At 63.8% G+C, this 22,197-nt stretch carries 23 protein-coding genes; 14 read left to right on the forward strand and 9 right to left on the reverse strand.

Annotated elements, in window-relative coordinates; genetic code table 11:
* Positions 1-104 precede the first annotated feature (104 nt).
* Both ACODR6_RS02445 and ACODR6_RS02450 read left to right on the forward strand, forming a co-directional pair.
* Positions 105-1,097, forward strand: a complete 993-nt coding sequence (locus ACODR6_RS02445) for a LysR substrate-binding domain-containing protein (RefSeq protein ID WP_489020500.1) — start codon at positions 105-107, stop codon at positions 1,095-1,097.
* 97 nt (positions 1,098-1,194) lie between these two features.
* Positions 1,195-2,232 carry a cell wall hydrolase gene (locus ACODR6_RS02450; RefSeq protein ID WP_489020713.1) on the forward strand — a complete coding sequence of 346 codons (1,038 nt, stop codon included), beginning with the start codon at positions 1,195-1,197 and terminating at the stop codon, positions 2,230-2,232.
* A gap of 102 nt (positions 2,233-2,334) precedes the next feature.
* On the opposite strand, the gene ACODR6_RS02455 is transcribed toward ACODR6_RS02450, so the two are convergent.
* The gene (locus ACODR6_RS02455; RefSeq protein ID WP_489020502.1) at positions 2,335-3,525 is read right to left on the reverse strand and encodes a winged helix-turn-helix domain-containing protein; all 1,191 of its coding nucleotides are present in this window, start codon (positions 3,523-3,525) and stop codon (positions 2,335-2,337) included.
* Between the two features lie 97 nt (positions 3,526-3,622).
* Between ACODR6_RS02455 and ACODR6_RS02460 the strand changes: the two genes are divergently transcribed.
* The 3 genes from ACODR6_RS02460 to ACODR6_RS02470 are packed head-to-tail and all read left to right on the forward strand — an operon-like array spanning position 3,623 to position 5,493.
* Positions 3,623-4,297: an energy-coupling factor ABC transporter ATP-binding protein gene (locus tag ACODR6_RS02460; protein ID WP_449096365.1), complete on the forward strand. Its 675-nt coding sequence runs from the start codon at positions 3,623-3,625 to the stop codon at positions 4,295-4,297.
* A complete protein-coding gene (locus ACODR6_RS02465) occupies positions 4,297-4,905 on the forward strand; it encodes a CbiQ family ECF transporter T component (RefSeq protein WP_489020504.1) in 609 nt (202 codons plus the stop codon). The genes ACODR6_RS02460 and ACODR6_RS02465 overlap by 1 nt, the downstream gene beginning before the upstream one ends.
* 24 nt (positions 4,906-4,929) lie before the next feature.
* Positions 4,930-5,493: a biotin transporter BioY gene (locus tag ACODR6_RS02470; RefSeq protein ID WP_112712947.1), complete on the forward strand. Its 564-nt coding sequence runs from the start codon at positions 4,930-4,932 to the stop codon at positions 5,491-5,493.
* On the opposite strand, the gene ACODR6_RS02475 is transcribed toward ACODR6_RS02470, so the two are convergent.
* The gene (locus ACODR6_RS02475; protein WP_112712949.1) at positions 5,490-5,891 is read right to left on the reverse strand and encodes a hotdog family protein; all 402 of its coding nucleotides are present in this window, start codon (positions 5,889-5,891) and stop codon (positions 5,490-5,492) included. The genes ACODR6_RS02470 and ACODR6_RS02475 overlap by 4 nt on opposite strands.
* Positions 5,892-6,054: 163 nt before the next feature.
* Between ACODR6_RS02475 and ACODR6_RS02480 the strand changes: the two genes are divergently transcribed.
* The 6 genes from ACODR6_RS02480 (at position 6,055) to dxs (ending at position 10,989) form a co-directional block, all read left to right on the forward strand.
* On the forward strand, positions 6,055-6,990 hold the full coding sequence (locus tag ACODR6_RS02480) for a histone deacetylase family protein (protein ID WP_112712951.1): 936 nt from the start codon (positions 6,055-6,057) through the stop codon (positions 6,988-6,990).
* A gap of 2 nt (positions 6,991-6,992) precedes the next feature.
* The gene (locus ACODR6_RS02485; protein WP_025582353.1) at positions 6,993-7,244 is read left to right on the forward strand and encodes an exodeoxyribonuclease VII small subunit; all 252 of its coding nucleotides are present in this window, start codon (positions 6,993-6,995) and stop codon (positions 7,242-7,244) included.
* 73 nt (positions 7,245-7,317) lie between these two features.
* Positions 7,318-7,629 carry a nucleotidyltransferase family protein gene (locus ACODR6_RS02490; RefSeq protein ID WP_489020506.1) on the forward strand — a complete coding sequence of 104 codons (312 nt, stop codon included), beginning with the start codon at positions 7,318-7,320 and terminating at the stop codon, positions 7,627-7,629.
* 16 nt (positions 7,630-7,645) lie between these two features.
* The gene (locus tag ACODR6_RS02495; RefSeq protein ID WP_489020508.1) at positions 7,646-7,981 is read left to right on the forward strand and encodes a HepT-like ribonuclease domain-containing protein; all 336 of its coding nucleotides are present in this window, start codon (positions 7,646-7,648) and stop codon (positions 7,979-7,981) included.
* Positions 7,982-8,045: 64 nt separating this feature from the next.
* Entirely contained in the window at positions 8,046-8,969 is a 924-nt protein-coding gene (locus ACODR6_RS02500) for a pirin family protein (protein ID WP_489020510.1), read from the forward strand.
* Between the two features lie 103 nt (positions 8,970-9,072).
* The gene (gene dxs / locus ACODR6_RS02505; protein WP_489020512.1) at positions 9,073-10,989 is read left to right on the forward strand and encodes a 1-deoxy-D-xylulose-5-phosphate synthase; all 1,917 of its coding nucleotides are present in this window, start codon (positions 9,073-9,075) and stop codon (positions 10,987-10,989) included.
* A 164-nt stretch (positions 10,990-11,153) separates the two neighbouring features.
* On the opposite strand, the gene ACODR6_RS02510 is transcribed toward dxs, so the two are convergent.
* Both ACODR6_RS02510 and ACODR6_RS02515 read right to left on the reverse strand, forming a co-directional pair.
* A complete protein-coding gene (locus ACODR6_RS02510) occupies positions 11,154-11,486 on the reverse strand; it encodes an Atu4866 domain-containing protein (RefSeq protein WP_489020514.1) in 333 nt (110 codons plus the stop codon).
* A gap of 2 nt (positions 11,487-11,488) precedes the next feature.
* Positions 11,489-12,226 carry an SDR family oxidoreductase gene (locus tag ACODR6_RS02515; RefSeq protein WP_489020516.1) on the reverse strand — a complete coding sequence of 246 codons (738 nt, stop codon included), beginning with the start codon at positions 12,224-12,226 and terminating at the stop codon, positions 11,489-11,491.
* Positions 12,227-12,395: 169 nt separating this feature from the next.
* Here ACODR6_RS02515 and ACODR6_RS02520 point away from each other — a divergent pair, with 169 nt between their 5' ends.
* Positions 12,396-13,271: an AraC family transcriptional regulator gene (locus ACODR6_RS02520; protein WP_489020518.1), complete on the forward strand. Its 876-nt coding sequence runs from the start codon at positions 12,396-12,398 to the stop codon at positions 13,269-13,271.
* A gap of 214 nt (positions 13,272-13,485) precedes the next feature.
* Here the strand turns inward: ACODR6_RS02520 and ACODR6_RS02525 are convergent, their stop codons facing one another.
* Both ACODR6_RS02525 and ACODR6_RS02530 read right to left on the reverse strand, forming a co-directional pair.
* The gene (locus tag ACODR6_RS02525) at positions 13,486-15,429 is read right to left on the reverse strand and encodes a methyl-accepting chemotaxis protein (protein WP_489020520.1); all 1,944 of its coding nucleotides are present in this window, start codon (positions 15,427-15,429) and stop codon (positions 13,486-13,488) included.
* 235 nt (positions 15,430-15,664) lie between these two features.
* On the reverse strand, positions 15,665-16,672 hold the full coding sequence (locus ACODR6_RS02530; protein ID WP_489020715.1) for a DUF4424 domain-containing protein: 1,008 nt from the start codon (positions 16,670-16,672) through the stop codon (positions 15,665-15,667).
* A 128-nt stretch (positions 16,673-16,800) separates the two neighbouring features.
* On the opposite strand from ACODR6_RS02530, the gene ACODR6_RS02535 reads away from it, so the two are divergent.
* A complete protein-coding gene (locus ACODR6_RS02535) occupies positions 16,801-17,547 on the forward strand; it encodes a TlyA family RNA methyltransferase (RefSeq protein ID WP_489020522.1) in 747 nt (248 codons plus the stop codon).
* Positions 17,544-18,794, forward strand: coding sequence for a class I SAM-dependent RNA methyltransferase (locus tag ACODR6_RS02540; RefSeq protein ID WP_489020524.1), 1,251 nt, complete (start codon positions 17,544-17,546; stop codon positions 18,792-18,794). Before ACODR6_RS02535 ends, ACODR6_RS02540 begins: the two co-directional genes overlap by 4 nt.
* 293 nt (positions 18,795-19,087) lie before the next feature.
* Here ACODR6_RS02540 and ACODR6_RS02545 read toward each other — a convergent pair whose 3' ends face one another.
* The 3 genes from ACODR6_RS02545 to mcpU form a co-directional block, all read right to left on the reverse strand.
* A complete protein-coding gene (locus ACODR6_RS02545; protein ID WP_489020526.1) occupies positions 19,088-19,561 on the reverse strand; it encodes an SRPBCC family protein in 474 nt (157 codons plus the stop codon).
* Between the two features lie 4 nt (positions 19,562-19,565).
* Positions 19,566-19,913, reverse strand: coding sequence for an ArsR/SmtB family transcription factor (locus ACODR6_RS02550; protein ID WP_489020528.1), 348 nt, complete (start codon positions 19,911-19,913; stop codon positions 19,566-19,568).
* Positions 19,914-20,033: 120 nt separating this feature from the next.
* Positions 20,034-22,100, reverse strand: a complete 2,067-nt coding sequence (mcpU, locus tag ACODR6_RS02555; RefSeq protein WP_489020530.1) for a methyl-accepting chemotaxis protein McpU — start codon at positions 22,098-22,100, stop codon at positions 20,034-20,036.
* Between the last annotated feature and the right edge of the window lie 97 nt (positions 22,101-22,197).

Below are 22,197 nucleotides of genomic sequence, written 5' to 3' on the forward strand. Positions count from 1 at the left end.
TCCTTTCGGCTGCCGCGGTTGGGAGGAAGCGGCAGGGAACGAGAAAATGACCATCTCCTAATCCTATTGCAAATTGATAGTACCCATGGCAGGTATTACTGATAATGATAAACGATGCAACCCTTCGAAAGATCGACCTGAACCTGCTTCTCGCCTTCTCGGTGCTGATGCAGGAGCGCAATGTCAGCCGCGCGGCCGAGCGGCTGCTGCTCGGGCAGCCTGGGCTTTCAGCCGCCTTGAAGCGATTGCGAGAGGCGCTGAACGACGAACTTTTCGTGCGCGTCGGGCGCGGCCTGCAGCCGACGCCGAGGGCGCTGTCGATCGCGCCGGTCATCGAGGAGGCGCTCACCTGCATCGAGAAGGCCATCCGTCCACCCGCCGCCTTCGATCCCGCGAGCTATGAAGGCGAGTTCCGCATCAGCATGTGCGACAATCTCGAGACCGCCTTCTTCGGCCCGCTGGCGGCGCGCCTGCGGCGGCTGGCGCCCGGTGCGAAGCTGATCGGCGTCGCCTCGGAAAAGCGGGAGGCGGCAAAGCTTCTCGATGACGGCGCTTATGACTTCAGCGTCGCCGTCCATGACGAACCGGCCTCATGGCATGTGCGCGAGCCGCTGTTCGAGCAGTGCTCGATGTCGATCTACGACCCCACTCAGCTCCATCTGAAGGCACCGCTCGGGCTCGCCGATTTCGTCGCCAATCCGCATATCACCATCGCCTATGACAGCGATGCGGCCGCGACCACGCTCGACATCGCGCTTGCCCGCATCGGCCAGAAGCGGACGGTTGCCGCCAGCGTGCCGCGCTTCTCGGCGCTGCCGACGGCGCTCAAGGCAATGCCGGCGATCGCGACGGTGCCTGAAGCAATCGCCCGCTGCATGGCACAGCTGCACGGATTGGCGATCGCCAGGCTGCCATTCGACATCCCGGCCGATCCCGTAAGCATGCTATATCGCCGCGTCGACCAGGCCGATGGCCGGGCCGTCTGGTTCCGCAGACTGTTCATCGAGGTGGCATCGGCAGCCCTCGAAGCCTCGGGGTGCACGACGACGATCGCGAAAAAAGCCGTGCTTAACGACTTGTTTGCCAAGCTGCCTTAAAAAAGCCGATCACGAAATGTGTTTGGCATAATCGGGAACGTGAGGTACAACGTCTCGCCGAGTGATTTGGGGCTGGACCGATAAAACTTGGGAGGCACTGCCGTTGAGGGGCAAAACCATCTCCGCGATTTTGTTCGCAGGACTGGCCGTCACGGGTTGCAGCACGGCCAACGAGCCAGACGCACTCGATGCCAAAGCAACGCCCGCAGCGAAGAAGACCGTCGCCGCCGCTCCGGGCAAAGTCACCTATAATTACACCGCAAAGGACCGCGAGTGCCTGAAGCGCGCGATGTATTTCGAATCCGAGCATTCGGATCGTGATGGCTATATGGCCGTGGGTACCGTGGTGATGAACCGCCTGACCTCGCAGGCCTATTCCGATTCCATCTGCGGCGTTGTCGGCCAGAAGAAGCAGTTTGCGCCTGGCGTTCTGACCCGCACCGTCGAGCCGGTCGCCGAGCCGCAGCTCGATGCTGCCGCCGACGACATTCTGCGCGGCGCCCGCCATCCGGGCGTCAAGGAAGCGATGTTCTTCCATACCGAGGGGCTGAGATTCCCCTATGGCAACATGCATTACGTCACCGCCGCCGGCGGCAATGTCTTTTACGAGAAGCGCGGCAAGGACGGCGAATTGCAGACGCCGGCGCCGATGCCTTCCTATGAAGTGGCGATGAACTACGTCTCCAACGACCAGCGGTCGGGTGCCGTCCAGTTCGCCGGCGTCGAGCAGTATAGCGCCGCTCCGCAGCCGGCCCCGGCAACGCCTGCCGTCGGCGCCCCGCCGCCGCCTTCGACACAGGTCGCCTATACGCAGGTCGCCGCCGCTGATCCTGATGGCCCGGCGCCGTTCGAAATCCTGCTACCGGAAACCGGCCCGGTCCCGGCTGCGATGCCCGGCGAAGCCGCACCCGCACCCGCCCTGGCCCTCCAGCCCGCCTCCACAGGCTCGCTGCCGCAGGCCTCGCAGATGCAAATGCAATTCCAGGCGCAGCCGGCACCCCAGACCCTGCAGGCACCACAGCTGCAGCCCGCCGCCGATGTGCTGACCCCGCCCACCCGCGTCGTCCTGCCGACGCCGCGTCCGGCCTACAACAGCGCATCGCTCAATCTCGGGCCGCTGCGCGCCGGCGGCTAAAGCCGGACCGCTCAATTGGGAAAAGCTCCTGGGCCTTGCCTCGGGAGCTTTTTATTGGTGCCCCCCTAACCCTGTGCTTGTCTTACGAATGAGAGAGGAGAACTAGGCTCTCCACCCCTCGGCGAAGACAACCTTCTCCACCCCAGCGAACTTCGCCACCCTATCCAGCTCCGCCTCCAGCCGCTCCAGCCGGCCTGCCGCGGCCTTGATACCCGGCTCAAGCCACAGACGTTTAACATCCAGCGTGCCCTTCTTCCGGTCTGCCTTCATGTCGATGCGGCCGATGAGTTTGTCGCCTTCGAGCAGCGGGAAGACGTAGTAGCCGTATTCGCGTTTCGGCTCGGGCACGAAGATCTCGATGCGGTAGAAGAAGCCGAAGAGGCGTTCGGTGCGGTTGCGATCGCGGATCATCGGGTCGAAGGGGCTGAGCACGCGGATGCGGGCGGGCGGCTCGGGGAAATCGGCGATCGTCGCCGGGAATTCCGCGAGTGCCCAGGAGGGGCGTGGCTTGCCGCCGAGTGCGGGTTCGATGATGATTTCGGTGAGTTCGTCGCGATGCGCTGTGACCCAGGCCTTCGCTTCCTCCGGCGAGATCAGCCGCCAGAAGGCCGCTATCTCGCCTGATGTGGCGAAGCCCAGGCGCGTCAGCGCGCTGCGGCAGGCCCAGTCGACAAACTCCTCGCGGCTGACTTCCTGCTCGCGGAACTCATCGGGGATGACGCGCTCGACGAGGTCGTAGATCTTCTGGAAATTCGAGCGGCCGGCGATGGCGAACTTGCCGGTGTGCCAGAAATATTCGAGTGCGGTCTTGTTCGGATGCCAGTTCCACCAGCCGCCGGACACATGATCGTCGGCCTTGATGTCGCGCGCCAGGATCGCGCCGTTCTGGACGACGCGGTCGTAGGTTTCTTCGAAGGCATGTTCGAAGCCCTCGCCCTGCCATTTGCGCCAGCGCTCGACCAGGACCTCCTCCTGCTGGACGAACTTGTGCTTCCAGTACTTGAAAAAGCTGCTCGGCAGGATCGAGGCGTCATGCGTCCAGTGTTCGAAGAGGGCGCCATCCTTTTCCAGCAGCGAGGTCAGGTGTTCGCGCCGGTAGGTCTGGTTGCGGGAGAACAGGATCTGGTGGTGGGCGCGCTCCACCGTCTGGATGCTGTCGACCTGGACGAAGCCGAGATCGTGGATGAGCTGCAGGAGCCCGTCCTTGGTCAAGGCGCGGTTGGGCGGAGTACTCAGGCCCTGCTTGGCGATGAAGACGCGGCGGGCATCGGCATTCGAGAGCAGATTCGTCATGACGCATCATATGCCGGAAAATCTTCCTAGCCACCCGCTTTTGCACTTTTGCCGCCGCCGCTATAGAAGCGAGCGCCAGAAGGATGAGGGACTGCATTTGGACATCCGTTTCGAAGGGGCTTCGGTCAGCTATGGCGCGCGCCAGGCGCTGGCACCGCTGACCTTGCAGCTGAGCGAAAACCGCATCGGCATCATCGGCCTGAACGGCTCCGGCAAGACCACCTTCGCGCGGCTGATCAACGGCTTGGCGAAGCCGACGGCCGGACGCGTTCTCGTCAATGGCCGCGATACGGCGGGCGAGCGCGGCGCGCTTTCCGATGTCGGCTTCATCTTCCAGCAGCCGCAGAACCAGATCATCCTGCCTGTTGTGAAGGACGACATCGCCTTCGGGCTGAAGAGCCGCGGCGTTGCGAAGGGCGAGATCGAGGCGAAGGTCGAAGCCGTCCTCTCACGTTTCGGCGCCGCGCATCTGGCGCCCCGCCGGGCGCATGAACTTTCCGGCGGCGAATTGCAGATTGCGGCGCTGGCGGCAGTGCTGGTCACCGGTCCTGACATTCTCATTCTCGACGAACCGACCAACCAGCTGGACCTAAAGAACCGGGCGCTGGTGCAGCGGCTGATCGAGGGGCTGCCGGAAAATGCGATCGTCATTACCCATGATCTCGAGCTGATCGCCGATTTCGGCCGGGTGCTGGTCTTCCACGAGGGCACGCTCGCCGCCGATGCGCCAGCCGCGGAGGCAATCGCGCGCTACAGGGAGATCGCCGGCTGATGCAGTCGCTCTATGTCGAGGGAGAGAGCGTCATGCACCGCCTGCAGGCGCGTGCCAAGCTCGCGGTGCTCGCGATCCTCGGCGTCATCCTGTTCACGACGCGCGAGATACCGCTGCTGTCGCTGGCGGTACTGGCGACGGCGGCCATCTATTTCCGGCTCGGCATCCCGCTTGCGCAGGCGCTCGACCGGCTGAAGCCGGTATTGCTGACGATCGCCATCGTCGCGCTCTTCAGCCTTGCCTTCAATCCCTGGCATGGCGCGGTCGTGGCGCTGCTGCGGCTGACATCGCTGATGTTCTTTGCGGCGGCCGTGACCGCCACGACCACGATTGCCGAATTCATCGACGAGATCACCCTGCTGGCGCGGCCGCTCGAGCGGATCGGGCTGGTGCAGGCTAATGATGTCGGTCTCGCCGTCGGGCTTGTCGTGCGTTTCGTGCCTGAAATCCTCGGGCGCTATCAGGCGATCAAGGAAGCGCATGCGGCGCGCGGCATCAAGGTGCGGCCGGTGACGCTGCTTGCGCCGCTGATCATCCTCACCCTCAGAGATGCGGATAACATTGCCGCGGCGATTGACGCGCGCGGCATTCGGCGGCATGTCAGTTAACCGATCGTAAACACGGAGCCCATAATGAGCACCCGCGACCTCGTCTTGTCCGCCCTTTTTGCCGCGATCATCGTGGCGCTCGGCATTCTGCCGCCGATCACCCTCGGCTTCATTCCGGTGCCGATCACCGCGCAGTCGATGGGCGTGATGATGGCCGGTGTCGTGCTCGGCGCGCGCCGTGGCTCCATCGCCGTGCTGATCGTCTGGGTGCTCGTCGCCATCGGCCTGCCGGTTCTTTCGGGCGGCCGCGGTGGGCTTGCCGCCTTTGCGGCGCCGACCACCGGCTTCCTGATCGGCTGGCTGTTTGCCGCCTTCACGACCGGCTATCTCAGCGAGCGCCTCGTCAAGGCCGAGCAGTCCGGTCTCGTCCAGACCGTCGGCTTCTTCCTGTCGGCGATGATCGGCGGGATTGTCGTGCTCTATGCCTTCGGGATCATCTATCTGGCGATTGCCGGTGGTGTCAGCCTCGAGCAGGCCTTTGTCGGCTCCATGGCCTTCGTGCCCGGCGATGTCGCCAAGGCCTTCGTCGCAGCCCTCGTCGGCCGCGCCGTCATGGTCGGCTATCCGCTGTTGCCGGTTCGCGCCTAATCGAGGAACGTGTAGAGCCAGTCGCGCGTCTCTTCAGGCAGCGACACCGGCTCGCCGATCTCGCGGCTGCGGGCCTGCCAGGTGATCTCCACTTCGGCGGCACGCTCTCCATCCGCATCGACGGCGACCACGAAGCCGACGGACCTCAGGCCGATCTTGTCCACTGCGGCGGTAAAGTCCGCGTCCTCTTCGTATCGCAGCGGCCGGTGCAGCGTGCAGGAGACCTTGCAGGCAATGTAGAGCGGCTCATCGGCGAGTTCCGGCCGCATCGACCAGAAACCGGCCAGCGCGGATTCGGCATAGGAAATGTACGAGGCGAGAAACATCTGCCCGTTCATGTCCACGTCACGGAACGGAATGCGGATCTGCTCTCTGTTCGAGCGCGCTGCCTTCACCATCGTCTGCCGGCTCCCCCTGCCATCACGAGCAAGACTAGGCCCGGGCGGAGGTGAAGTAAACGCTTGCGGTGACGTGGTTGCGACAGCATGTGTCTGTTGAAATAGCCCGCCTCAGCACCATCTGCTGTGGATCATGACAGGGCCAGAGGATAAGTATTTCGCCATGAGCACCCGTCTTTACGAACATCCGATCTTCCTCGAACATGTGACACCGGAGGGCCATCCGGAACGGCCGGACCGCATGCGCGCCATCAATGTCGCGCTCGGCCATCCGAATTTCGAGCGGCTGGACCGCAAGGAGGCGCCGCAGGCCAATGAGGACGCGGTACTGCTGGCCCATCCCGAAGAGCACCTTTTCGCGGTGATGCGGCAAATCCCCGAGGAAGAGGGCGAGATCAACCAGCTGGAAGCCGATACCTATGCCAGCGCCAAAAGCCTGCAGGCGGTCTTGACCGGCGTCGGCGGGGCGATGGCCGCCGTCGATGACGTGTTCACCGGCAAGGCCGACAACGTTTTCGTCGCGGCGCGTCCGCCCGGTCACCACGCCGAGAAGAACAAGGCGATGGGCTTCTGCTTCTTCAACAATGCCGCGATTGCCGCCCGCCACGCGCAGAAGCGCTACGGCGCCGAGCGCGTCGCGATCGTCGACTGGGACGTGCATCACGGAAACGGCACGCAGGATATCTTCTGGGACGATCCCTCGGTTCTGTTCTGCTCGACGCACCAGATGCCGCTCTATCCGGGCTCGGGCGCAAAGGACGAAAGCGGCAAGCACGGCACGATCGTCAATGCGCCGCTCTCGCCAAATGTAGGCAGCGATCACTTCCGCGAGGCGTTCAAATCCCGCGTGCTGCCGGCGCTCAATGACTTCCGGCCGGACCTGATCATCATTTCCGCCGGCTTCGACGCCCATCACCGCGATCCGCTGGCGCAGATCAATCTCGTCGGCGAGGATTTCGACTGGGCGACCGGAAGATTGCTGGAGATAGCCGACAAAAGCGCCTCCAACCGGGTCGTCAGCCTGCTGGAAGGCGGCTATGATCTCGAAGGTCTGGCCGAATCGGCCGGGCTGCATGTGCTTCGATTGATGAAGGGTTGAGTATGACTGACAGCGCCAAGCCTGAGGTATCAGGTCTTTCCTTCGAAAAGGCCGTGGCCGAACTCGAAAGCATCGTTGCCCGTCTCGAACGCGGCGACGTGGCGCTGGACGAATCCATCGAGATCTACGAGCGCGGCGAAGCGCTGAAGAAGCATTGCGAAACCCTGCTCTCGGCGGCGGAAAACCGCATCGAGAAGATCCGCCTCGACCGCTCGGGCAAGCCGCAGGGCGTGGAGCCTCTCGACGGGGCTTGATTGGCGGCAGCCGGATGAATGCACCCCAGAGTGGCACTCGACCGGACAACGCAAATTCCCTATATTGCTTGGCATGGACAAGGATACGGTCATCGCCAAGCTCAGGGAGCACGAAGACGAACTGCGCGCCGCAGGCGCGGAGCATATGTCTATCTTTGGCTCCGTGGCACGCGGTGAAGCGACACCGGAATCGGACCTCGATATCCTCGTCAAGCTCAGCGACCCCATCATGAAATCGGGTCTCGGTTACTTCAGCGCGATCGCGAACCTGGAAGACAAGATCACCGAGATCACAGGCTTCCACAAGGTGGATGTAATCGCCGAGCCCCTGGAGAAAGAGCGGTTTCGCCGGAACGTGGAACAGGACCGCACTGTTGCCTTCTAAACGCCCCCTGACGCGGATGCGCGACATCGTCGAAAATGGGGAGGCCGTTTTGGACTATATCCGAGGCATGGACCTGAAAGCCTACCAGGAAAATCGCCTTGTTCGCGATGCGACTGAGCGCTGCTTTGCCAGGATATCGGAAGCAGCCGTCAAACTGGGACCCCTGGCCGAAGAACTGTTTCCGGCTCACGACTGGCTGGCGATGCGTCATTTCGGCAATGTGCTTCGCCACGACTACCGCGGCGTTATCGATACCGTGATCTGGAACGCCGCCACCGATCCGCTTCCACCTCTGCTCGCCGAGCTGACATCTTTCCTTGCCCGTTATCCTGAAGAGCAGGAAACGCTCTGACCATTGAAATCGCGTCGCGCTGTCCGCATGCTCCGGATCTCGCTGGTATTTAGAGGAAACCGCCATGTCCTTCTTCCCCGGTAAAGATCCCCTGCCCGGCGATGCCTTTGCCTGTGATGCGATCGAGAATCTGATCATTCCGCGCACCAGCGATATCGGCGGATTCCAGGTGCGGCGCGCGCTGCCGACCAGGCAGCGGCGGCTGGTGGGGCCGTTCATCTTCTTCGACCGGATGGGGCCGGCGATCCTGAGGCCCGACGAGGCGCTGGATGTGAAGCCGCATCCGCATATCGGGCTTTCGACGGTCACCTATCTCTTCGACGGCGAGATCCGCCATCTCGACAGCCTCGGCACCGAGAAGGTGATCCGGCCGGGCGATATCAACCTGATGACGGCCGGGCGCGGGATCGTGCATTCGGAACGTACGCCCGACAATCTGCGCGGACATCCGCTCGCCATGTCCGGCCTGCAGACCTGGTTGGCGCTGCCCGATGAAAAGGAAGAGATGAACCCGGAATTCACCCATACCGAAAAGGGCGACATGCCTGTTATCGACGATGGCGGCGTGACCGGGCGCGTGGTGATCGGCTCCTTCGAGGGGCTGAAGTCGCCGGTGAAGGTTTTCACCGATACGCTCTATGCCGATATCAGCCTGCAGCCGGGATCGAAATTCCCCTTCGGCGCTGCGCATGAAGAGCGTGCCGTCTATGTTCTCTCCGGCGAGGTGGTGATTGCCGGCGACCGGTTTGCGGCCGATCAGCTGCTGGTCTTCCGTCCCGGCGATGCGATCACGCTGGAGGCCGGAGTGCAGGGCTGTCACCTGATGCTCTTCGGGGGCGCGGCGCTGAATTCCAAGCGCTATATCTGGTGGAACTTCGTTTCCTCGTCGAAAGAGCGGATCGAGAAGGCCAAGGAAGAATGGCGCACTGGCCGTTTCGACATCGTTCCGGGGGATGAAGAGGAATTCGTGCCTTTGCCTGAAGGCTGAACTTCTCTAGAATGGAGCGGTTGCGGTTCTTGAAACGCACTTGTTTCGCCGCAATTTAATCGGAATAAGCATCTCCGAGAATCATAAGAAAGAGCGCCCGCCCGTGACACAACCGCCGAAGACACCGCTGCTCGATCAGGTCAAGCTTCCAGCCGACCTGCGCAAGCTCGATGACCGCGAGCTGCCACAGCTCGCACGCGAGGTTCGCGACGAGATGATCGACGCCGTGTCGCGCACCGGCGGACATCTGGGTGCAGGGCTTGGCGTCGTCGAGCTGACGATCGCCATACACAGCGTTTTCAACACGCCCGAAGACCGGCTGATCTTCGATGTCGGCCACCAGTGTTATCCGCACAAGATCCTGACCGGCCGCCGCGACCGCATTCGCACGCTGCGCCAGGAAAACGGCCTCTCCGGCTTTACGCGCCGTGCCGAGAGCGAATACGACCCCTTCGGCGCCGCGCATTCCTCGACCTCGATTTCCGCCGGTCTCGGCATGGCTGTCGCCGCCGAGCTCGACCAGACCGACAAGCGCGTGATTGCCGTCATCGGCGACGGCGCGATGTCGGCGGGCATGGCCTATGAGGCGCTGAACAATGCCGGTGCGCTCGACGCGCGGCTGATCGTCATCCTCAACGACAACGACATGTCGATTGCTCCGCCGACCGGCGCCATGAGTGCCTATCTGGCACGCCTCGCCTCCGGGCGCACATACATGGGCTTCCGCGATTTCGGCAAGAAGCTGACCGCCTACCTCGGCAAGAAGGTCGACCGCGCCATTACCCGCGCCGTCGAGCATGCGCGGGGCTATGTGACCGGCGGCACGATGTTCGAGGAGATGGGCTTCTACCATATCGGCCCGATCGACGGTCACTCCTTCGAGCACCTCCTGCCGGTGCTGCGCAACGTGCGCGACCACGCCGAAGGCCCGGTGCTGATCCATGTCGTGACGCAGAAGGGCAAGGGCTATCCGCCGGCGGAAGCTGCTGCCGACAAGTATCACGGCGTCAACAAGTTCGATGTCATCACCGGCGCCCAGGCCAAGGTGAAGCCGAACGCGCCGAGCTATACGAGCGTCTTTGCCGAAGCGCTGGTTCAGGAAGCCGAGCTCGACGACAAGATCGTCGGCATCACCGCCGCGATGCCGAACGGCACCGGGCTCGACAAGCTGGCTAGCCTTTATCCGGCCCGCTGTTTCGACGTCGGCATTGCCGAGCAGCATGCGGTAACCTTCGCTGCCGGTCTCGCCGCCGAAGGCTACAAGCCGTTTGCGGCGCTCTATTCCACCTTCCTGCAGCGCGCCTATGACCAGGTCGTCCATGACGTGGCGATCCAGGGACTGCCGGTGCGCTTCCCGATCGACCGCGCCGGTTTCGTCGGCGCCGACGGCCCGACGCATGCCGGGTCGTTCGACACGACCTTCCTCGCGGCGCTCCCGGGCTTCGTGGTGATGGCGGCTGCCGATGAGGCGGAACTCAAGCATATGGTGCGCACCGCCGCTGCCTATGACGCCGGTCCGATCTCGTTCCGCTATCCGCGCGGCGAAGGCGTCGGCGTCGAGATGCCGGTGCGTGGTGAAATCCTGCAGATCGGCAAGGGCCGGATCGTCAAGGAAGGCACCAAGGTGGCGCTGCTTTCCTTCGGCACGCGTCTCGCCGACAGCCTGCTCGCAGCCGAAGATCTCGATGCGGCCGGTCTTTCGACGACGGTTGCCGACGCGCGCTTTGCCAAGCCGCTCGATCACGACCTGATCCGCCAGCTCGCCGCCCACCACGAAATCCTGATCACCATCGAGGAAGGCTCCGTCGGCGGCTTCGGCAGCCACGTCATGCAGTTCCTGGCGATGGAAGGCCTGCTAGACAGCGGGCTGAAGGTGCGCTCGCTCGTCATGCCCGACATCTGGATGGAGCAGGCAAAGCCCGAGGCGATGAATGCCCATGCAGGGCTCGATCGCGCCGGGATCGTCTCGACGGTGTTCAAGGCGCTTGGCCGCACAGTTGCGGTTGGGGTTGCGGGGTAAGTCTGAAGCTCCCTACCCGGAGACCCCTCATCCGCCCTTCGGGCACCTTCTCCCCGAGGGGAGAAGGCAATTGCCGCAATGTCTCCGATCCCTTCTCCCCCGCGGGGAGAAGGTGGCCCATAGGGCCGGATGAGGGGGCCGCGGGCACAACATCGACTTGAGAGCTACTCCACCTTCCCATCCCGATAGAAAATCATCCCGCCATGGTACAGGACATTGCCATCGACGAAATCGCCGTCGGCGGTGAATCCGGTGTCGTCCCAATATTCGATATGGTCTCCATCTACCTCGTAGCGGCCCTGATAGGCACTCTTGCGGGTGCCGCGGGCTTCGTCGTAGCGGCCGTTGGGCAATAGTTCCTGGCGGATGTGGCCGTCAGCGGTGATCCACATGCCTATGTGGGGATGGTCCTGCATTTTCGTCTCCTGCTGATTGGCCAGGGCGATGGTGGCGCTGCAGAGGGCAGCGCCGGTGATGATGGCTGAGAGCCCGCGCATGATCAGATCGCCGCGTTGGCTGTGGGGCGGATGGTGATCTCGTTGGTATCGACGTCGTCGGGCTGCTCGATCGCGAAGCGGATGGCGCGGGCGATCGCATAGCCCTTCAGCGCGATGGCGCGGTAGGTAGCCATGGCATCTTTCGCGAAGGGCTCGGTGATGGTGCTGGCGAGTTCGGATTCGACGACGCCGGGATTGATGCAGGTGACGCGGAGTTTTCGGTTCTCCTGGCGCAGGCCGTCGGAGATCGCCCGCACCGCGAATTTGGTGGCGCAATAGACCGCCGCGGTCGGGGAGACCGCAAGGCCGCCGATCGAGGAGACGTTGATGATCTGGCCGCTTTCCTGCGCATTCATGACGGGCAAGACGGCCGCGATACCATAGAGCACGCCCTTGATGTTGACGTCGATCATCCGGTCCCATTCCTCGACCTTCAGCGACGACATCAGCGATAGCGGCATGACGCCGGCATTGTTGACGAGCACGTCGATGCGGCCGAAGGCATCGATCGCCGCCCTGGCGAAAGCCTCCATATCGGCGCGGTCGGTCACGTCGAGGGCGCGGAATTCGACGGTGCCGCCGTCATTGCGGATTTCGGTTGCCAGCGCCTCCAGCCGGTCGGTCCGCCTTGCGCCGATGACGAGCCTGGCGCCGGCGGCGCCGAGCTCGCGGGCGGTTGCGGCGCCGATGCCGCTGCTGGCGCCAGTGATCAGAACTGTCTTGCCTTGGATGCCGGTCATGTCTTCTTCCTCATGCTGTGACTGTGACGGCCGCCGATCGCGGCCCCGGCAGAAGATGGTTGCTTGATGGCACCGGCCGGTAGCAGGCTTCTCCGGATTTCTTGCACGATCTTCCGGAAGCGGTGCATCACGGCTTGGCATTTGCGCCGCTGCCGGTCATGCTGCTGCAATGGAAAAGATTGCCCAGCTTGCAGAATTGATCGATCGCCATGCCGGAACCGACGGCAGCTTCGACACCACCCTGCCGCGCGTCGGGATCATACGATCCTCGGCGAAAACAGAGCCGATCCACACGATGTACGAGCCCTCCTGCTGCATCGTTGCGCAGGGGCGGAAGCGCGCCGTCGTCGGCGACCGGGTGCATGTCTATGACAGCGCCCACTATCTCGTCGTCGGCGTCGACCTGCCCGTCATCGGCGCCGTCGTCGAGGCGAGCGCCGACCGGCCCTATCTCTGCATGCGGCTGCAGCTCGATCGCGGCATGCTGGCGGAGCTGATGCCCGCGGCGGACGGCAAGGCGAATGAGAGCGCGGCAGCCGGCGTCAGCGCTTCGACGCCGGAGCTGCTCGATGCAGCCGTGCGGATGCTGCAGCTGCTGGATGCGCCGGAGGATGCCGGTATCCTGGCGCCGATGATCGAGCGCGAGATGCTCTACCGCCTGATCCGCGGCCCGCAGGCGCCGCTGCTGAGGCAAATCGCCAATCGCGAAAGCCGGCTGAACCAGATCGGCCGTGCCGTCGATTTCATCCGGAAGAATTTCAGCGAGCCCTTTGCGATCGAGCATCTTGCCTCGGTGGCGGGTATGAGCGCCTCGACCTTCTACGAGCATTTCAAATCGGTGATGGCGATGAGCCCGCTGCAGTTTCGCACGCAGCTGAGATTGCAGGAGGCGCGGCGGCTGATGGTGACCGAGGGGCTGACGGCAGCGGAGGCGGGCTTTCGGGTGGGCTATGATAGCCCTTCGCAGTTCAGCCGGGATTATGTGCGGGTGCACAGCGTGCCGCCGCGGCGGGATATCGAGCGGATGCGGGTTGTGGCGGGATAGGCCTGACGATCAATTTGACCATCGCGCCTGGAGCCCCCTCACCCTGCCCTCTCCCCGTGGGGGAGAGGGGAAGCTCGAGCTTACGGCAACGTCCCTTCTCCCATCGGGGAGAAGGTGGCGGCAGCCGGATGAGGGGGCCACACCCGCAAACGCCCAAAACAAAAGGCCCCCGAAGTTTCCCTCGGAGGCCCCGTCTCAGACAATCAGGCTAGTCTCAGAACTCCGTCCACTCGTCCTGCACGACAGCGGCTGCCGTTGCCGCGCGTCCGCCGAAGGCGCTGGCGACGCGGTTGTTCAGTGCGCGGGCCGGAGAGGCGACCGGGCGGGAGGCCGGCTGGGCGATGGCGGCGCGCGGGGCGACGGCAACGGCTGCGGCGGCGCCGAGCTTGAACTGGTGCAGGAGGGCATCGAGAGATGCTGCTTCCTGGGCCAGCGAGTGGCTGGCCGCCGTCTGTTCCTCGACCATGGCGGCATTCTGCTGCGTGCCCTGGTCCATGTTGTTGACGGCGGTGTTGATCTCCTGCAGGCCGATCGACTGTTCGCGGGTGGCGGTGACGATAGCGCCGACGTGGCGGTTGATCTCCTGGACCTCGTTTACGATCTCGGCCAGCGCCTTGCCGGTCTGGTCGACGAGCGACACACCGGTATTGACCTGTTCGCCCGAGGTGTTGATCAGCGCCTTGATTTCCTTGGCTGCCTGCGCGGAGCGCTGGGCCAGCTCACGGACTTCCTGGGCGACGACGGCAAAGCCCTTGCCGGCTTCACCAGCGCGGGCGGCTTCGACACCGGCATTCAGCGCCAGGAGGTTGGTCTGGAAGGCGATATCGTCGATGACGCCGATGATGTTGCTGATCTCGCCCGAAGACTTCTCGATCTGCTCCATGGCGGTGACGGCCTTGCGGACAACGTCGCCGGAGCGTTCGGCGCCCACGCGGGCACGCTCGACCAGATGACCGACATCTTCGGCGCGCTTGGCGCTGTCGCGGACGGTGGTGGTGACCTCTTCGAGGGCTGCGGCGGTCTCTTCGACCGCTGCGGCCTGCTGTTCGGTGCGGCGGGCGAGATCGTTGGCAGCCGAGCGGATTTCGCCAGCACCGGCATTGATCGCCGAGGCGTTGCGGCCGACGGCCTGCAGGGTCGCCTGCAGCTTTTCGGCAGCATGGTTGAAGTCGGTGCGCAGACCATCGAACTGCTGAGAGAACGGCGAAGTGATGCGGCTTGCGACATCGCCGTTTGCGAGATTCGACAGGCCGGTTGCCAGACCATCGACGACGAAACGGATGTCGGCGGCTTCGCGGGCCTTGTCCTCATCAGAGAGCAGGCGCTGACGCTCGGCTTCACTGCGCATGCGGTCGGTTTCGCCCGACAGGCGCAGCTTTTCGGCGGCAGCTTCCTTGAAGACCAGAACCGACTGAGCCATGCGGCCGACTTCGTCGCGGCGGTCGAGGGCGGGAACGTCGACATTGTGATGGCCATCGGCAAGGCGGCTCATCGCCGTGGTCATGCCGATGATCGGCTGGACGATGGCGCGCGACAACAGCCATGCAAGAACGGCAGCGGCAAGCGAAGCGCCGATGCCGCCGAAGAGCAGCGTGCTGTTCAGGTCGCTATCGGCATCGGCCTGGATGGCGGCGAGCTCAGCGGACTTGTCGCGGGCGGCGGCCTTGATCTTGGCGGAAGCCTGACGGAAGCCGTCGAGCTGGCCCTTGGTGGCGTTGACGCCGATCTTGACGACATCGGCGATCGGGGTTTCGGTTTCCTTGCGGGCCTTGGCCTGCGGCTCGGCGAGCTCATGGAAATAGATGTCGGCAGCCTTCTGCATGCCGTCGATCATGTCGAGGATTTCGGGCTCGCCGGCAGCGCTTTGCTTGGCGGCGGCAATCGCCTTCAGCATGCGCTCGCGATTGGCGAAGATATCGCCATAGGTGCTGTCGGAGCGGAAGAGGATGAAGCCGCGCAGATTGACGGCCTGCTCGAGCATGGCCTGCAGCGCGTCGTCTACCTGGTTGACGAGCAGCTCGGATTTCTCCTGCTGTGCGGAGGCCTCAGCGGAGGCGTTTGCCTTCATATAGACGAAGGACGAGACGGCAACGAAAATGACGATGAGGGCTGCGAACGTGGCCGCAAGCTTCCCCTTGAGTGAGATATTGGCGAACACCAGTAATTCTCCTGGCAAATAATCGGCGTGTCTGATCGGGCCACCGCGGGGCGACGGCAGCAGGCTAAGAAATTGGGAGGAACATGATTTGCGGGCAGAAAATGCGTGCCGTCATGGCAAAAGCGATTCAGGCGAACCACTGCAATCGGGGCGAACCTAGGCGGCCGGGCTTTAAAATTGTTTAAGTTTGCACCGCACAAAAATAGGGGATGGCGATATTGCGCCACCCCGACGCTTACTGGACCTGCCCGGGCGCATTGAGGATCAGAATATCGAGATCCCGCTCCGGCCAGAAATCCGCCGCCGTCATCTCGAATGTCGTCGGGCCGGTTTTCTTGACGTTCGAGCCGCAGAAGCTGATGAGGTTTTTCGGGTCGCCCTTATCCAGCGTCAGCTTGAAGTTCTTGATCGGGCCGTTCCAGTTGGCGCCGGTCTTCAGGATGTAGGAAATCCAGCTTTCGGTATAGTTCGGGCCGCCATTCTCTCCGGCCTTGGCGAATTTCTGGGCTGCCTTGACGAAGCTCTGGTCGGTGCAGAAACGGCGCTGGTAATCGTCGTAGCGATCACCCTTGGCCTGGCCATCCTCCAGGAAGCTGATCGCCACGGTGCCGCCGACGCTCGGCGTGTAGCGGTGCGAGACCGTCACCTTCGCCCTGGCCGGAAAGACGGTCTTCCACCAGTAGGTGGAGCGCAGCGTCCAGAGCGGCGTCATGTGATGCTTCAAGCCACTGCCGTCATTGTCATAGACGTCGTCGTAGAGCAGGCCGCGGGAGAGCCAGTCCTGCTTGACCGCGTCGGGGAGCTTTTCGAGCGCTGCGGCCGTGCCTTCGGCATAAGGGAGCGGCGGAATGTTCTGCGCCTTCAGGTCATCGGTGACGTCGATGCTGGCGGCGATCGCCCGCTGCTGCAACGTCGGCGAGATCGGCTTGCCGTCCTGCGTCACCGTGAAATCAAGGAAATTGTCCTTGCCGGAATCGGCAATGGCGATATCGCTCTCCACATGGCCCGGCAGATCCGGCATCGGGAAGGCGACGAGCGTCTCGACATCCTTGTCGGCGCTGTTTTCGAAGACGTAATCGACGCGGACTTCCCTGGCCGAGATGAAGAGCGCCTCGCTCTCCATGCTGACATCGGGCGACTCGACGAAGGTGAGACCGCCGGTCTTCAGCTCGGCCATGGTGTCGTTGGCGACGGCGGGCGCGGCAAGAGCCGTGAGAGCCAAGACCGTCAAAGTCCGGGAAATCGTCATGCCTGCCGCCCCTCTTCCGCTATCGCCAAGGGCCGGATTATCTCCGACGAGGATGAAGCGTCAACGACTGCATTGCAAACAAAAGGCTTGCAAGCGCGGGTTTTGCCAGTCATGGACTGCCAATGTCCGATCAGAACCCACAACGTCTCGACCAGCTGCTCGTCAGCCTCGGTCTTTTTGCCAGCCGCTCGCGGGCGCGCGATGCCATCGACCGCGGCACCGTGAAGGTGGGCGGCAAGATCGTCACCAAGCCGGGCGCGCTGTTTGCCGAAACGGCCGAGATCGAAATCGACGATCCGGCGCAGGATTACGTCTCGCGCGCCGCATTGAAGCTGACGGCGGCGCTCGATCACTTCCGGCTCGATCCGGCCGGGCATCACTGTCTTGACGTCGGCGCGTCGACCGGCGGCTTTACGGAAGTGCTGCTGGAGCGCGGTGCCGCGCATGTGACGGCGATCGATGTCGGCCACGGGCAGATGCATCCGCGCATTTCGGCCGATCCGCGCGTCACCAATGTCGAGGGGCTGAACGCCCGCAATCTGACGGCCGACGATATCGGCCATGCGGTGACCTTCCTGGTTTCCGACGTCTCGTTCATTTCGCTGAAGCTGGCGCTTGCCCCGGCACTCGACATCGCCGAGCCGGGCGCCAAGGCGGCCCTTCTGGTCAAGCCGCAATTCGAGGCGGGCCGCGAGGCGATCGGCAAGGGTGGCCTGTTGAAAGACCCCTCCTCGGCGCCGTCGGTGGCCGCAGAGCTGGAGCGGTGGTTTACCGAAGACATGGGCTGGAAGAGCCTCGGCCTCATCGCCTCGCCGATTGCGGGCGGCGACGGCAATCAGGAATATCTACTTGCAGGAATAAAGCCGTGAGCACCGAAACAGTCACGATCAAGAAACTCGGCGGACAGGGCGACGGTATCGCCGAAGGCAGGGATGGCGCGATCTACGTGCCTTTCGCACTGCCGGGCGAGGAGGTCGCGATCGCGCGCGTCAAGAACCAGGGCACGATCATGTCGATCGCCAAGGCCTCGCCGGACCGCCAGGAGCCGGCCTGCCGCCATTTCGGCCCCGACGGCGTCAACGGCACCTGCGGCGGCTGCACGCTGCAGCATCTTTCGGACGCGCCCTACCGCGCCTTCAAGCGGCAGCTGGTCGTCAACGCGCTGAAATCGCAGGGGATCGATGCCGAGGTCGGCGAACTCGTTGCCGCCCATCCCGGCGAGCGCCGCCGCGTCGTCTTCGCGGCGCGCAAGACCGAGAAGGACATGCTGATCGGTTTCAACCAGGCCGAAAGCCACCATATCGTCGCGATCGAGGAATGTCCGATCTCTTCGGTAGGGATCATGGCCCGGCTGCCGGCGATCAAGGCGATCGGCGCGGCGATGGCGACGAATGCCGAGGCCTTCCGCATTTCGGTGCTGGAGACGCTTTCCGGCCTCGACCTCGCCGTCGACGGCATCAAGAAGCTTCCCGACCAGCAGCGCCGCAAGGCCGTCGAGACCGTGCTCGGCATGCGCGGCATCGCCCGCGTGTCGCTGAACGGCGAGATCCTCGTCGAGCCGCAGAAACCGATCGTCGATTTCGGCGGCGTGCAGGTCTCGCCTCCGGCCGGCGGCTTCACCCAGGCGACGAAGCCTGCCGAAGAGGCGATGGCGGAACTCGTCGTTGCCCATGTCGGCAAGGCGAAGCGCATCGCCGATCTCTTCGCCGGTTCCGGCACCTTCTCGCTCCGGCTCGCCCGCATCGGCCGCGTCCATGCGGTCGAAGGCGACGACAAGGCGCTTGCCGCCCTCGATCACGCCGCCCGCAAGGCACAGGGGCTGAAGCCGGTCAGCGTCGAGAAGCGCGACCTCTTCCGCCGCCCGCTGATGACCGCGGAATTCAAGCATTACGACGCCGTTGTCTTCGACCCGCCGCGCGCGGGCGCCGAGTTCCAGTCGCAGGAACTGGCGCGCTCGGCCGTCAAGAAAGTCGTCGCGGTCAGCTGCAATCCGCTGACGCTGGCCCGCGATCTCGCGATCCTGATCGAAGGCGGCTACCGCATCACCAGCATCACGCCGATCGACCAGTTCCTCTGGACGGCGCATGTGGAAGTGGTGGCGACGCTGGAGAAGTAGGCGCCGCTGCTCCTGTTCTGGCGCTCTTTTTATTAAGCGCGCCCTTCAAGACTGCCCTCATTCCTGTGCCCTTAGGGCTACGCCCACGGGATGTCACAGGAATCCAGTCGCCGCGCGTCTGCGCGGCGGGAAGAGTCCTTCTGCCCAAGGACTTGGGCAGGCTGGATCCCTGTGACAAGCACAGGGATGAGGGAGATGTTGCGGATGCGGCCCCTTAACGGACCCTTCTGGCCAGCCTCTTCAAGAGAGAACGGATAGCCACGGCTACCTCCGCCCAACGTCGTGGACAGCCCTCATTGAGCCACCGGCCGGCTTGCCAGGAATACTCCGAGCTGGTCGAGCTGGCCCGCAATCCCCGCCTGGCGGTATTCGACCTTGTCGCCGCCGTCGAGAATGGTGATCTGTTCGGTGAGCACGACATGAGTGCCCTCGGCGACCGGCGTCAGGCTGATCGTCGTCAGCGACGAGGAGATGCGGCGCTCGTTGTGGGACATCGTATAGGCGTAGACGATGCGGCGGTCCTTGACGATATCCTCGTAGCGGGCGTCGGCGATGTATTGGTCACTCTTGCCGAAATCGAACTTGCTGACATCGCGGCCGCCGACGCGGAAATCGTTCTGCGTATAGGTGGTGGTGAAGTTGTCGCCGATCGCTTCCCATTGCAGCCTGGCCTTCGGATCCGACCATGCGGCGAAGACGCGGGCGGTCGAGGCTTCGTAGGTGCGCTCGACGGAGAAGGTGGAATGGACGGTGCTGTATTCAGACATGCGCTTACTCCTCTACCTCTGGCATTTCCGGGTTGGCTTTCAGGTATTCTCCCAGCCTATCGAGGCTGCGCTCCCAATGGGTGCGGCGCTCGTTGATCCAGCTTTCCGCCGAGCGCAGCGCCGATGGCTCGATGCGGCAGGTCCGCACGCGGCCGAGTTTTTCCGATGTCACCAGGCCGCTCGCTTCCAGCATCTGCAGGTGCTGCAGAACCGAAGGCAGGGCCATGGTGAGCGGCGCCGCCAGTTCCTTGACGGAGGCCGGCCCCTTGCACAGGCGATCGACCATGCTGCGCCGCGCCGGATCGGCCAGCGCCTGAAACATCAGATCAAGTGCATGCGATTGGTTAGGCATACACCTAACTATACGTATCCGCGGCTGCCTGTCAACAATAGTTAGGCAAATACCTAGCTATTTGTACAAACAAAGATGCCCGCGTCTCCGCGGGCATCTTCAATTCGGGGACAGACCGTATCAGGCGACGCGGCGGTGGCCGGATGCGGCGGCGTGGCCGGTGCCGAGGTTGAACTGCGAGAGCAACTGCATCAGCTTGGCGGCTTCCGTTGCGAGGCCATGGCTGGCGGCCGTCTGTTCCTCGACCATGGCGGCGTTCTGCTGCGTGCCCTGGTCCATGGTGTTGACGGCCGTGTTGATCTCGTGGAGACCGGTCGACTGTTCGCGGGTGGCAGTGACGATCGCGCCGACATGGCGGCTGATCTCCTGGACCTGCGCGACGATCGCTTCCAGCGACTTGCCGGTTTCGCCGACCAGCGTCACGCCGGAGCGGACCTGGGCGTTCGATGCGGTGATCAGCGCCTCGATCTCCTTGGCGGCCTTTGCAGAACGCTGGGCGAGCTCGCGGACTTCCTGGGCGACGACGGCGAAACCCTTGCCGGCTTCGCCGGCGCGGGCTGCTTCAACACCGGCGTTCAGCGCAAGCAGGTTGGTCTGGAAGGCGATGTCGTCGATGACGCTGATGATGCTGGAGATCTGCTCCGAGGAGTGCTCGATGCCGGTCATGGCATCGACGGCCTTGCGGACGATCTCGCCGGACTGCTCGGCACCGTTGCGGGTGCGATCGACCAAATTGCCGGCTTCCTCGGCACGGCGGGCTGTGTCCTTGACCGTCGTGGTGATCTCTTCGAGCGCAGCTGCGGTTTCCTCGACGGAGGCCGCCTGCTGCTCGGTGCGGCGGGCGAGACCATCGGCGGCGGTGCGGATTTCGGCGGCACCGGCGTCGATCGCATTGGCATTGCTGCCGACCGTCTGGAGCGCGCCATGCAGCTTGCCGACAGCGCTGTTGTAGTCGTTGCGCAGGCGGTCGAGATGGGCGGCGAAAGGCGTCTCGATGCGGTGGGCGAGATTGCCGTCCGAGAGAGCACCGAGAGCGCCGCCAAGGGCGTCGACGGCGGTGCGGATTTCAGCGGCTTCGCGGGCCTTCTGCTGTTCGCGGTCCTGGCGCTCGCGCTCGGTCAGCGAACGGCCCTCTTCGGCCTCGCCTTCCAGACGCTGGCGGTCGATCGCGTTGGCCTTGAAGACCGCGACGGCTTCGGCCATCGAGCCGATCTGGTCGCGGCGCTCCTCGCCCGGAATGGCGACCGAGAAATCACCGGCGGCGAGCTTCTGCATGGCGGCGGTCATGGCGGTGACCGGCTGAACGACGAGGCCGTGCAGCAGCCATGCCATGGCGGCGATCATCAGGCCGACGGCGAGAAGCGTTGCGATGGTGGCGGCGATGCGGAATTCGTTGAGCGAAGCGAAAGCCTTGTCGCTGTCGACGACGAAGGCGAGATACCATTCGACGGTCGGCAGGCCGGTGACCGGCATGAAGCTGACGAGAACCGGCTTGCCGCCGAATTCCGTCGCGACGAGGCCGGAGCCGATCTTCGGCGTTTGCGCCGGGAAGGCGTCGGCGAGCGTCTTGGTGACGAGCTTGGCATCCGGGTGGATGAGGATCTGGCCGCTCTTGTTGACGAGGAAGGCCGTGCCCTGGCCGCCGAGATCGATCTCCTTGATCATCTTGACCATGGTTTCTAGCGAGAAGTCGCTGCCGACGACGCCGGCGAGCTTGCCATCGCGCTGGACCGGAACGGCCGCGCTGATGATCAGGTCGCCGCTGGAGGCATCGACATAGGGCTCGGTCATGACGCTGGCATTGGCCTTGACGGCATCCTGGTACCACGGGCGCTTGCGCGGGTCGTAACCGTCGGGCATCGGCAGCTTCGGCCACATGGTGAAGACGCCTTGCTCATCGCCGAAATAGGTGCTGACGAACTGGTTGGTGAGGATATCGTTCTGCAGGACGTTGAGCGTGCCGGCCTGATCGGCTGTGCGGCCGATGGCGTTGGCGACCATGGCGGTCAGCGTCACGCGGCCGTTCATCCAGTTGGCGAGGCTGTGGGCAGCCTGCTCGCCCGACGACTGGATGTTGGCCTCGATCGAAGCCGTCGTCACGTCGCGCTGAACGGAGTTGATGTAATAGGAAAAGGCGGCAAAGGCCGCCAGAACCACGGCTGACGCGGCGACGAGGATGCGCGTCATCAAATTCGTCTTCTTCAAGTGCGTTCTTTCGAAGTATTCCACCGTCTCGTTTGCGCGGATGGACTGCGCGGCAACGCGGATCGGGCGAATGGGGTTG

It is taken from the genome of Rhizobium sp. FG96 (assembly GCF_057808655.1).